The sequence below is a fragment of the Psychrobacter sp. genome, assembly GCF_036731945.1.
Classification (GTDB): domain Bacteria; phylum Pseudomonadota; class Gammaproteobacteria; order Pseudomonadales; family Moraxellaceae; genus Psychrobacter.
Window position 1 is genome coordinate 3,694 of sequence record NZ_DAINDI010000012.1, and the last position, 12,736, is coordinate 16,429.

Consider the following 12,736-nt stretch of genomic DNA (forward strand, 5'->3'; position numbering starts at 1 on the left):
CGTTATGTCTGGAATCAGTTATTAATATAATAAAGTTGCTTAATAAAACGATATAGCTGCTCTGTAATACGCTGTGACGCTTTGTAAGCTTTAATGTGCCAAAAATAACGAGCAAGGTCATAAACATATTGGCAAAATATTGATAAAATAAAAAAACGCCAGTAAATAAAAATTTACTGGCGTTCAAATAGATGTCTTATTTTTTGTTTTTTATTATTAAGACAGCAAAACTTACAGAAAGCGAGGTTATAGAGAGACGGAGAAAGTCTCACCTAAATCTTCAGCAGTTTTACCTTCTTGTACCGCTGCGGTTGCCATTTTAAACATATTGACCACTGAGCTACCGCTAATCCAGCATTCAGCGCCATGTGGTACCACTTTAATCAACTGGACGTTTTCATCTTCTTTACCTTCGGCAAAAAAGGCGTTATAAACAGGTGACCATAGCTCATCTAACTTATCTTTATCGTTCGATAATTCAGCATTAGCACTGATAGAAACGTAGTTTTTCTCGTCTTGGGTAGCGTACGTTAATCCAATTCTTGCATCGTTTTGGATGTCTTTGACGACGTCTGAGGTTTTATCACCGATAAACCAAATCTCTTTGGCAGCGACATCGGCTTTATTGGTGGTCATCGGCCAAGCATGAATGTCACCTTTTTTATTGGTGGTGCTCATCATGGCAAATTTTACGTCTTTGATGATTTCTTGAATTTTGGCGATATGCTCTTGGTTACTCATTGGGTTTTTCCTTTTATCATTATAGTAAGTAGTTTTTTTAACTTATGGTTGCTTATTAATCATCCAGTTTAGACAAGCCAGCGCCGTTTATAGTAATTTTTATGAGCAGATTATAGTTATAGTTTTAAAGCTCGTTATGAGGCGCTTAACTCATCGCAACTGCCAACTAGAATAGCGATTATTACTCTCTTATTTATATAGGTCGCCAGTAATGCGATGTGAGTGTTTGTAAGGTTTACAAGAATTAGGTAAAAATTGTGACGCCAGCTGAGCAATATTTCTGTTTTGAAAAGCTTTTTATCTTGGTTTTGACCTGCTTATTACAGGGCTTCTTGTTATAATACACAGACCATTTACTTTGCATGGCAGAGATGCCTTGATCTTACGGATTATGCCTTTATGATGACCATCGCCGGACAACCGTTTCTTACCGATTTTCAGACGCAGCAACTCATCAGTCAGTTTCAGCAAAAAACCGAGCTAAATGTCAGCCAGATTCATACTCAGCAGGTTTATGTGCTATCGCGCGACCTCGTAGGTGATGAGCAGAAAAAAGCGCTGGATTTGTTTGGGGTGCATGCCGATATTCAACTTGCCGCTCCAGAGGGCAATCAAATACAAGTGATCGTCGGTCCGCGTTTTGGCACCATATCGCCATGGGCCAGTAAAGCGACCGATATCTTTAATAACTGTGAAATTGAAATTAAACGCGTCGAGCGCGTTATTGTTTATACCCTAACTGTTGATGGTGAAGTAGGCGAAAAACTGCCAGTAAACGCTGAGCAATTATTGTTTGACCGTATGACCCAAAGCCTAGTTTATGATTTAAATGACGTAAATAAACTGTTTGATGATGAACAGCCAGCGTCGCTTAATCGCATTGACGTCATCGGCCAAGGTCAATCAGCACTAGAAGCCGCCAATAAAGAATTTGGTTTCGCCTTATCGAGTGAAGATATCGACTATCTAATGAATGCCTACGTCAACGAGCTTAAGCGTAATCCAACTGACGTTGAGCTGATGATGTTTGCACAGGCCAACTCAGAGCATTGCCGTCATAAAATCTTTAATGCTGAGTGGACGGTCGATGGCGAAGTACAGCCAAAATCGTTGTTCCAAATGATTAAAAATACTTATAAAGCCAATCCACAAGGTATCTTGTCGGCTTATAAAGACAACGCCGCGGTAATGGCTGGGGCAGATGGGCTGCGTTATTATCCAGTGCCAACCGATGCCATGGATGCAAATTCTGCCCATCCTTACGACTTTCATCAAGAAGAAATCGATATCTTAATGAAGGTCGAAACTCATAACCACCCAACGGCGATTGCCCCTTATGCGGGTGCAGCAACGGGCGCGGGCGGTGAGATTCGCGATGAAGGCGCAACCGGTCGTGGCGGTAAGCCAAAAGCCGGTCTGACAGGTTTTCATGTATCACACTTGCATATTCCAGAGCTTGCCGAAAAATGGGAGCAATCAGGTCAAGTCAGCACGCAGGATTATGGTACGCCTGATCGTATGGCCACCAGCCTTGAGATTATGACCGAAGCACCACTCGGCTCAGCCAATTTCTCAAACGAATTTGGGCGTCCAAACCTCTGCGGTTATTTTCGTAGCTTCCAATTAGATACCTCAGCGGCAAAAGACGGCAGCGAAATGCGCGGCTATCATAAGCCAATCATGCTGGCAGGTGGTTACGGCAATATCAAACGTAACCTAATAGAAAAAAATGCCATTCAACAAGGTGACTTATTAATTGTCCTTGGCGGCCCTGCGATGCAAATCGGCTTGGGCGGCGGCGCAGCATCGTCTGTCGATAGCGGCGAGCTGGATGAAGGTTTGGACTTCGCTTCTGTGCAGCGCGATAACGCCGAGATGGAACGCCGCTGCCAAGAAGTCATCGATCGCTGCTGGGCCTTAGCTGGTAACAATGTCGACGCTAGTAACAACAGCGCGGACGGTAACCCAATCGTCTCATTACATGACGTTGGTGCAGGTGGTCTATCAAACGCCATGCCAGAATTAGTCAACGACCACGAGATGGGCGCCCATTTAAACCTGCGGAAAATTCCGTCGCTAGAAGCAGGCATGTCGCCGATGGCGATTTGGTCAAACGAGGCGCAAGAGCGTTATGTGTTAGCGATTCGCCCTGAAAGCCAAGAGCAGTTTGATGCGATTTGCGCCCGTGAGCGTTGCCCGTATGCTATTTTGGGTGAAGCGACGGAAATACGTCAGCTTATCGTTGATGATGAATTGTTAGACGCGCAGCCAGTCGATATGCCGATGCAAGTATTGCTCGGTGGTACGCCGCAGATGCAGCGTAGCTTTAGCCGTCAAGAGAAAGAATTGCCACCGCTTGAGCTTAATGACTTTAATTTAGCTGAATCTATCAAAGATGTGCTGCGTCATCCAACCGTTGCGAGCAAGTCATTCCTCATTAGCATCGGTGACCGCTCGATTACTGGTATGGTAGTCCGTGACCAATATGTAGGTCGCTATCAAGTGCCGGTTGCCGATTGTGCCGTTACCGCGTCTGGTTTATTAGCGCTAGATGGTCAGCCGATGAGTGGTGAGGCGATGAGCGTTGGTGAGCGTACGCCTGTTGCCTTGATTAGTCCAAAAGCTTCTGCGCGCTTAGCAGTCGGTGAAGCGATTACCAATATTGCTGGCGCGCGTATTAACCAGTTATCAGACATCACTATGTCAGCGAATTGGATGGCAGCCTGCGGCGATGACAATGAGGACGCTGCACTGTTCGATGCTGTATATACCGTTGGTGAAGAGTTATGTCCTGCGTTGGGTATCGCCATTCCCGTCGGTAAAGACTCGCTATCCATGCGTGCCAACTGGACAGATAGCAACAAAGACGGTAGCACGGATAAATCAGTGGTTTCGCCAATGAGCCTCGTGATTACTGCTTTTGCGCCTGTTATTGATGTGGCAAAAACCTTAACACCTGAACTCATTAATGGTGACAGCGCCTTCTACCGTGTTGATTTATCAAAAGGAAAACTGCGTCTTGGCGGTTCAATCCTTGCGCAAACGGCAAGCCAATTGGGCAATGAATGTCCTGACCTTGAAAAGCCAAGCGATTTAATCGACTTCTTTAATTTTATCCAAGCGGGTAACGCGCAAGGCGTCATTAGCGCTTATCACGATATCGGCGATGGTGGTTTGCTGGCGACGATTGCAGAGATGCAATTCACCAGTCGTCAAGGTATCAAGCTGTCATTGGACGATAAAAACCTACTCGGTCAATTATTCAGTGAAGAGCTGGGCGCGGTCATTCAGGTCTTACCAGAAAATGTCGCGGCTCTTATGCAATTGGCAGAAGAATTTAACGTCAGCGATATGCTCAGCCTCGTCGGTCAAAGCTGTGAGGAAGACAGCCTTATCATTCAAACGCCGCTACATATGGGCGATGCTACGCTACGCTTTAGCCGTTCTGAGCTACAACAAGAGTGGAGTCATGTTAGCTATCAAATCGCTCGACGCCGTGACAATCCAGCGTGCGTCCAGCAAGAGTATGACTTGATTAGCGATGCTAGCCATCAAGGTCTAATCGCTGCACCAAACTTTGACCTCAATCAAAAAGTGGAAGAGCCATATCTAGCTAGCCGTGAAAGCAAGCCAAGAGTCGCTATCCTGCGTGAGCAAGGCGTCAACGGTCAGACAGAAATGGCCGCAGGCTTTACCCAATCTGGCTTTGAAGCGGTCGACGTCCACATGAGTGACCTGCTAGAAGGTCGCATCAATCTACGTGACTTCGATGGTCTGGTCGCTTGTGGTGGCTTTAGTTACGGTGATGTACTGGGCGCTGGCTCTGGCTGGGCAAACTCTATCTTGTTCCATGACGAATTGCGCATGCAATTTGTACGCTTTTTTGCCCGTCCTGATACCTTCTCACTAGGTGTCTGTAACGGCTGTCAGATGATGGCGCAGTTAAAAGACCTCATCCCAGGCGCGGAGAACTTCCCACGCTTTATTGCCAATAAATCGGCTCGCTTTGAAGCGCGAACGGTCAACGTCAAAGTCGAGCGTACCAAGTCTATCCTGTTCAAAGGTATGCAAGACAGTATCTTGCCGATTGCGGTGGCGCACGGTGAAGGCTATGCCACGCTGGACAACACCGAGATCGACGGTATGGCAAAACACGGTCAGCTCGCCATGCGCTTCGTCGACAGCCAAGGTCATCCAACCGAGACCTATCCGCTCAATCCAAACGGCTCGCTCGGCGGTGTCACGGGTCTGTGTAGCACCGACGGTCGCGTCACCATCATGATGCCGCACCCTGAGCGTACGCTACGTGCCTACAATCACAGCTGGAAACCAGAAGCGTGGGATGAGGACGGCGCCTGGATGCGTATGTTCCGTAACGCCCGTGCTTGGTTGCGTTAGAAAGTAATAGTTATTTTTAGATAATAAAAAAGGTGGGCTTCGGCTCACCTTTTTTTGTATTTGATAGAAAACTAAGGCTTAGAAAGACTTTCTATTTCTTGACATAAAACTTGAATTTCATCTTTACTAGAAGCGATATACTTTTTTATAGAGTCGATAGAGACATAATCGCCTCTCTGTTCAGGCGTCAATTTATTTAGACGCTCGATTTCTTCTATATTATAGGCAACATCTTTTTTCATCTTATCTATCTTCCCTTTGTGGAAAGATATCTTTAGATCTTTTTTCTGTTCCACTGGACAGTATTTATCGATTTTCTCGAATATGTTATAAATATCAATGAGCCGATCTGTTTCATTTACAACATAATTTGGAGTATCTTGAATACCAAATTGATATAAATTGTCAGAAACACAAATTTTTTCTAGCGCGCCTTTTTTATAGCCTGCTTCCCAATGTTCTTCGTAATCTTCAGTAATTTTGGCATTGTAGTATTCACAAGTATAGTACTGCGTAACGATAGAATAATCATAAGGTTCTATTCCTATAGAATAGCCCTCAGAAAACCAGAAATTAGGGTCTGGGCATTGTTTAGCCGCTTTACGTTGGTTTGCGAACTCTTCAAAAGTAGCTTGAGTTAGTATCTTCAACCAATATACTTGTTCACAACCCGTTAAAAGTACGAGTGGTAATATAATGATAAGAATATTTTTCATATCTTTACCTATAAGTTAATAGATACGCTACCTCTTGCAACAGTCAACTAATTTGAGAAAACAAGATGTTGGGTCTCATCCCTAGGCACTAACCTACAACCATTCACCATCTACACTTGGAATCAACATTAGTAAGTCTGTTTCTCCTATATCAATCCCTATCTGAGCAAGTAAAGTAGTTACTTGTCCGCGATGATGAGTTTGATGATTAAAAAAATGTTGTAGCAACATAGAAAAAGACTTATTGAAGGTATCGTTATTAGTATTTCGATAACTCAAATTCATTAAATAATCGCTTTCTTCTGACTCTTCAATAAATCGAATGATTATCTGATCTAGAGCTTGCCTATTTCTACTAAAACCGTGTTTATCATCATATAAAATCTGAGTAAGCTTAGTAGGTAATGGGAAATCTTTTAACGGCTCTAAAGCTTTAAATCCTGTTGGATAACTGGGATGTTGGTTGAAACGATTGAGCCAAATCAAATCGCCAACCATTAGATGATTTAGCGTACCCAGTATAGAACCAAAAAATGCCTTTTTGTTCTCCCATAAAACATTATCAGAAGTGGTCGAAATACTGTCATATATTTTTTTATTCATTAGCGCATTGTATGATGCCATGATTTCAAAGTTAGGTTTTATCATAGTATTTGAGCCATAGGCTTTTTTCAGGTTTCAGGTATTTTATATTGCGATAGTATTCCGAACTCTGTGTCGCTAATACTCAAATCATTTTTTAACTTCTTTCTGAGCCTCAGCAATCAGCTCATGAATTCTAGCGCTTTCTTTTAGTACACAAGCCTCATACGCAGAGAGCGGCTCGGCTTCCTGCTCTTTTTCTTGCTCCTGTTTGTCTTTTTCTTCTAGATATTTCTGTAGCTCGTCTTGCTCATTTTGCTCGTTGTATTGTGAGTTACTCATGGCTTATGTCTCCTAATATTTTTTATCCATTAATAAAAGTCATCACGACCAGCATACTTCTTATTGAGTGCACGTAGTATCGCATAAGTTTCTAAATCCAGCTCGCCCGTTGGCTGCTGCGGGCGGAAGTGTAATTGAAAAGCATAAATGACATCACGACTGGCTTTATCCCACGCGTCTGTGTCATTGATTTGATAACCGTAATCGCGAAACGCTTGCTTAATCTCAGGTATCGTTGCCGCTGCAAACGCGTCTTGATTCATAAAGAATTGCTTGTCAAATTCATCATACCAAGCGCCAATGCCGTAATCGAAATACAGTCGCTGCCAAGGGAACTTGGCACCGGGGTCGATTTTACGCGAAGGTGCCATATCCGCATGACCGATGATATTCTTGGGTGAGATATGATAGCGCTTTGCCAACTCTTGTACCAGCTGTGCTGTTTTTTTGATCTGCAACTCATTAAATTCAATATAGTGCTCATAAGGATGATAGTCGAGCGCACCGTTTTTTAAGGCGTCTCGATATTCAGGTTTGATGCCTGGGTTGACAATCTCGATGCCGATAGAGGTATCGTTGAGTATCGTTCTACCAGCAAAACCGCCCGTGCCAGCATGCCACGCGCGTTCGCCCTCGGGCACTAAGTTATAAATTTTATTATCGTTATTATCCAAAATCAGATAGTGAGCGCTGACGTCACCAGTAGTCAAAAGCTTAATAGCGCGGGCATTATTACTCACCGTATAATGCAAAATAATGGTTTTAATACGCTCGCTTTTGCCCGTAGCTTGATAGGTTTCGCTATCGATGACGAAAGGCTCGCTGGTCGCTATTTGGGCGTTATGAGTGGTCACGCAGCCAATTAAAGGCAGCGTTAAGATACATGCTAATGCTAAAAAGATATTTTTTGCCATGAAATGCTAACCCTTCCTAATTTTCTTTGCTAAAACCTTTTTCCAGCTTTCTTCTAAACATTCAATCGCCAGCCACGGCTCAATCACCTTTGCAGCAAATTTCTCTTTTGAGTTTGATAATTGCCATAGCTTTTCAAGCGTCGCAAAAGGATAGGGGCGTTCGATGAGATAAACCGGCAAATCAGCGTGAATCATACCATCACGTACAACCTGAAAATACCAGCCAGCGATACCTTGTTTGGTCACCCAAGAGGCGATATTTGGCACTTTGTTCAGTTTAAACTGTCCAATTTGGTCATTGATTTTGTAGCAGGGGCGGCGAGGTTGCACGATGCGAAGTTGGACGCTGTTGTTATTATCAGTATTGCCATATTGCCCACCGTATTGAAAAACATCACCGATACACACCGTCGACTCATTCATTGCAGGCAGGTCATTGACCGCTTCAGTCGTTAAGTTTTCACCTAGTGTGCCAAGGCGTACCTTTAAGCCAAACTCAGCGTTAATTTTCTCATAGGTTGCAACTGGCAGTTGATGCACGGCCTTTAGCGGACCGCCATGATGGCGTCGGTCGGCTTGTTCATCAATGGTCAGACCCATGAAGTTGACCGCAACCGCTTCTTTGATGGGTGCTTTATCAATGGCGCTCATCTGCTCACGGGCAAATGGCATGGCTTTGCCAGCACGCACGCAGGTTAAATTGGCGATATGTAGCGGTAAAGGTTGATTGAAATCAGCACTATTTTTTTGGCTAGAAGATGCTATTTGCTCTATGCTCATGGAATATCCTAATCGATAGGGATTTATTAGGCGAGTGGTTAACTCATTAGAGATGTTAAAGATGGCTATTATCTTAGCCTAATCGGGCATGTGATTATATGGCTTTAGCGATTTAACCTTTATCTGTACCAAATTTTAAACAAAAAAAGACCAGAGTTGAATCTGGTCTTTTGTTAAACAGTGCTGTTAACAAACAAGATTATTTATTTTTATTACGGCGACCTGCGGTTTTCTTCTCACGCGGTACAGCGACCAGCTCAGCCAATTGATCAGGTGACGACCATAGGCCTTCTAAGTCATAGAACTCACGCGCAGCTGGCGTCATCATATGCACGACAACAGAGCCCAAATCAATCAGCGTCCAGTCAGAATCGGTACCGCCTTCACGGCCAAGTGGCATAAAGCCCGCTTGTTTAACTTCAGCGCCGACGCTGTCTGCCATCGCACGGACGTGGCGTTTTGAAGTACCGTCAGCGATGACGACGCGCTCCATCACGTCCGTTAGATTTTCTACGTTTAAAACAGTGATATTTTTTGCTTTCATATCGTCAAGCGTGTTTTCGACTACCGCTAAGCATTCTTTTAAGCGTTCTTCAGTCATGGTATTGGTCATAAATGGTCTTCTCTTCAATCATAAATATTAAAAATAAAATAGTAAATCATCACATTGCTTGCTCACGAGCCCTTGAAAAATAGGTAAATAGGCAGGTGTTTTTGCGGCAACATGGATAAAATAGGTAAAGTTAAACGTATAAGGCGATTTTAACGGAATTGAGCAGCAGAATATAGCTGATGGTCGATAATATATTGATAAACGGCAGGATTTAGCCATTTAGCGAACGAATTGGGTACAGTCGGGTTAATGATAGCATTTATTGGCTGTAAAGTTGCGTTTTGCGAACCTTGCTTGCGCAGCTGTTGACGTACTTGGGTGCTTGATATCGCTGCCACAGGGCGCGGGTCTATATAAATGCGTCCTTGAGCGGTGTTTTTCAAGTTACTGCTGGCTGTTAAATGCTGCAAAGCTGGCGCGACAAGGTCAGTAGCCGAGTCAGTGATGAAGTGTTGCAATGCTATGGGAAGCTGAGATTGCAGTGCAGTAAGGTTTGACGTTACTAAGTCTTGATTAATAAGCTTTTCTTGTGCAATAGTATTTTCATCATTATTATTAATAATAGGGTCATTTTCAGCAATGCTAAGCCGATTAAATACCCATAAATTGACATGATCGGTCAGCGTCAAACCGTCTTTCCATTTATCCAAACTCTGCGCGCTGTCCATGCCCATGATAAATATCAGGTCATCGTGCGGGTAGCGCGCGCGTAAGGTTTTTACACTATCAATGGTATAGACCGGCGGCGTTTGCCACAGCTCAAGCTCATTGATTTGTAGCGGGGTATTTTTTATAGCCAGCTTTAGCATGGCCAGACGGTGCTTAGGGTCGGTGCTGTCTGCTTTAAACGGCGAGCGCGCATTGGGCAATAATGACACCTGTAGCTCACGCTGTTGTTGCTTTGCTATTGGTAATAAACTTTGATAAACATACAGCGCCATTTGCAGATGACCATTATGCACAGGATCAAATGAGCCGCCCAAATAGGCACGAATGGCGGGTTTGGCGTTTTTTGTTAGAGGATAGTCTTTAGAATGAGGCATAAATAAATGAGCAAAAAGCGCTGCGAATGTACAGTGTCGTTAAGTGAACTATAGCATTATTGTCGAGCGCTCAGTAGGGTCGTATGTTTTAAAGCCCTAAAGATTTAACAAAAATAGTCCATAAAAAACCGACCATCATGATGATAGTCGGTTAAATGTAGAGCGATTAAGCATGACTGTAAATTATAAACGGTACCGAGATTAAATCGCGTCGCTATGCGCTTGGATGGCGGTCAGGGCAATGGTATAAATAATATCATCGACCAACGCACCACGCGACAAGTCATTAACGGGCTTATTCAAACCTTGCAACATCGGTCCGACACTGACCACATTGGCGCTACGTTGTACCGCTTTATAGGTGGTGTTACCAGTGTTTAGGTCAGGGAAGATGAAGACGTTTGCTTGTCCGGCAACCGGTGAGTCAGGGGCTTTTTGTTTACCGACGCTCATGACCGAAGCGGCATCATATTGCAATGGGCCATCGACGGCGAGGTGCGGCGCACGCTGACGGACGATTTCGGTTGCACGAATGACTTTTTCGACATCAGCGCCCGTACCAGATGAACCCGTTGAGTAGCTAATCATCGCCACTTTTGGATTGATACCAAAGGCGGCGGCAGACTGCGCCGATTGAATGGCGATTTCAGCGAGCTCTTCGGCGTTCGGGTCAGGATTAATGGCACAGTCACCATAGACCACCACTTGCTCAGGTAGCAGCATAAAGAACACTGACGATACCAGCGAATACTGCGGCGCGGTTTTAATTAGCTGAAACGCAGGGCGCACGGTATTCGCGGTTGTGTGTATTGCCCCAGAAACCAAACCGTCTACCTCGTCCATCTCGAGCATGGTCGTACCCAAATAAACCGTGTCTTTGAGGTATTCAGCAGCGACTTCGGCGTTGGTTTTACCCTTACGGCGCTCGACCACGGCATTGATATATTTATCCATATCGAGGCTATCAGGGTCGATAATCTCAAGGCCCTCAGGCAACACCAAATCGCGATTTTTCACTACTTGCTCGACCTCACTACGCTTGGCAATCAACACGCAGTTGGCGATACCGCGACTTTGGCAAATGCACGCCGCTTCGACCGTACGTGGCTCTGAGCCTTCTGGGAGCACGATACGTTTTTTGGCATTTTGCGCTTTTTTGACCACTTGATGACGAAATGCCGATGGTGATAAGCGCATCTCATATTCTTGGCTAAAGTACTCTTTAATCCAGTTGAGGTCTAAATGCGCGGCGACATAACGTGCCACTTCTTCGGCGCGCTCGGTATCATCGCTTGGAATCTCAGAGCTCATATGCATCAGGCTTTGTACGGTCTCATAACTGTCACTTTCGACACTCATGATAGGGATGCCGGTTTTGAGCGCCGATTGCCAAAGCTCAGCGACTGTTTCGCTTGGGACTACGCCGCCTGTTAATACCAGTCCTGCTAAAGGGATGCCGTTGATACAAGCAAGCCCTGCGGCCAACAGTAAGTCGTCGCGGTCGCCCGGCACAACGATAAGCGTACCACGTTTAAAGACTTCATCAACGCGAGCGACCGAGCGCGCGGTCAAACTGATGCGGTTGATACGGCGCGATTTTGCCTCACCGACATTTAGCCAAGTGGCGTCAAGCTCAGCGGCGATATCCCACGTGCGTGGCACAGAGAGCGAGTCACTAAAGGGCACTACGCCGATTAAGCGGAACTCTTCGGTATTAAAGTGTGGTGACAGGCGCTGCACTTCTTGCATAAAGCCCTCGTCTAAATTGACGATGGCTTCGCCTGGGGCGACCATTTGATTTTCGAGGGTGCTTTGGGCGTTTGGTAAATCGTGCATCCGCATTAAGATACAACCAAGCGTGCGCTCACTGGCAATACCGCCAAATTCACGGGCGTGGACGTCAAGCTTGTCAGCCAGATAGGCAGGTTTACTGGTATCGGCGGTGCTGACAAAAATGATTTTAGCATCTAAGGCATGGGCAATGGCGCGGTTGATTTGCGACGCATAAGAGGTCTCAGTCGTCGATACTAAGCCTTCACAAATCACCACATCGTTGTCGTCGCCAAGCATACGCTCAAGGCGCTGACGGCTGATAGATTTGGGTGGATTAAGACCAAAAGCGTGCATTGCCAGCGCGCTTGAGCTGTCTAAACTGTTTTGCTTATCTAAGGTATCGTCTTGTAAAAACGGCTTCATAAAGCCAGCTTTGATACCGTTATAGTCAAAGGCGCGAATCAAGCCTAACGCCGCTGACGTCACACCGATACCGCGACTGATGGGCACAAGTAAAAAAGTTTGCATAATGTATCCTACTATTTATTTTATTTTTTAAGCGCGTTTTATCCTTGTGCCATACAAACGCTCCCTGTTTTCTTATGGCACAAGTCATGGTTTGTTTAGCAATCTGATGCTTACAAACCTAAGGCTTCGCGCGTTTCTTGGGCAATGCGGCATTCTTCATCGGTTGGTACCACCCACAGCTCAATGCTGCTATCGTCGGCATGGAAACTGCCTTCTTTGCCACCGACCAAGCTAGCGTTTTTAATGCTATCTACCTTGATACCAAAATGCGGCATCATCTCTAAAATACGCGTCCGCGTGGTCACT

At 45.0% G+C, this 12,736-nt stretch carries 10 protein-coding genes and 1 pseudogene; 1 reads left to right on the plus strand and 10 read right to left on the minus strand.

The features are described from left to right. Positions 1-246 precede the first annotated feature (246 nt). Positions 247-741 carry a pyridoxamine 5'-phosphate oxidase family protein gene (locus V7D75_RS03840; protein WP_333613478.1) on the minus strand — a complete coding sequence of 165 codons (495 nt, stop codon included), beginning with the start codon at positions 739-741 and terminating at the stop codon, positions 247-249. 399 nt (positions 742-1,140) lie between these two features. Here V7D75_RS03840 and purL point away from each other — a divergent pair, with 399 nt between their 5' ends. Next, complete coding sequence (gene purL / locus V7D75_RS03845) at positions 1,141-5,139, plus strand: phosphoribosylformylglycinamidine synthase (RefSeq protein WP_333613479.1); 3,999 nt, start codon at positions 1,141-1,143, stop codon at positions 5,137-5,139. Between the two features lie 71 nt (positions 5,140-5,210). On the opposite strand, the gene V7D75_RS03850 is transcribed toward purL, so the two are convergent. From V7D75_RS03850 to V7D75_RS03890, 9 genes and pseudogenes are all read right to left on the minus strand, one after another. Then, complete coding sequence (locus V7D75_RS03850) at positions 5,211-5,855, minus strand: hypothetical protein (RefSeq protein WP_333613480.1); 645 nt, start codon at positions 5,853-5,855, stop codon at positions 5,211-5,213. Positions 5,856-5,948: 93 nt separating this feature from the next. Continuing rightward, positions 5,949-6,503 (minus strand): DinB family protein, encoded by a 555-nt coding sequence (locus V7D75_RS03855; protein ID WP_333613481.1) that lies wholly within the window; start codon positions 6,501-6,503, stop codon positions 5,949-5,951. Between the two features lie 84 nt (positions 6,504-6,587). After that, positions 6,588-6,779 carry a hypothetical protein gene (locus V7D75_RS03860; RefSeq protein ID WP_333613482.1) on the minus strand — a complete coding sequence of 64 codons (192 nt, stop codon included), beginning with the start codon at positions 6,777-6,779 and terminating at the stop codon, positions 6,588-6,590. A 29-nt stretch (positions 6,780-6,808) separates the two neighbouring features. Further along, a complete protein-coding gene (locus V7D75_RS03865; RefSeq protein ID WP_333613483.1) occupies positions 6,809-7,693 on the minus strand; it encodes an N-acetylmuramoyl-L-alanine amidase in 885 nt (294 codons plus the stop codon). 6 nt (positions 7,694-7,699) lie between these two features. Further along, a complete protein-coding gene (locus V7D75_RS03870; protein WP_333613484.1) occupies positions 7,700-8,473 on the minus strand; it encodes an MOSC domain-containing protein in 774 nt (257 codons plus the stop codon). A 199-nt stretch (positions 8,474-8,672) separates the two neighbouring features. Beyond that, complete coding sequence (gene rsfS, locus V7D75_RS03875) at positions 8,673-9,086, minus strand: ribosome silencing factor (RefSeq protein ID WP_333613485.1); 414 nt, start codon at positions 9,084-9,086, stop codon at positions 8,673-8,675. 149 nt (positions 9,087-9,235) lie between these two features. After that, entirely contained in the window at positions 9,236-10,129 is an 894-nt protein-coding gene (locus V7D75_RS03880; RefSeq protein ID WP_333613486.1) for a nicotinate-nicotinamide nucleotide adenylyltransferase, read from the minus strand. A 201-nt stretch (positions 10,130-10,330) separates the two neighbouring features. After that, positions 10,331-12,430: a phosphate acetyltransferase gene (gene pta, locus V7D75_RS03885; protein WP_333613487.1), complete on the minus strand. Its 2,100-nt coding sequence runs from the start codon at positions 12,428-12,430 to the stop codon at positions 10,331-10,333. Positions 12,431-12,540: 110 nt separating this feature from the next. Further along, positions 12,541-12,736: pseudogene (locus V7D75_RS03890) on the minus strand (acetate kinase); the annotation flags it as partial.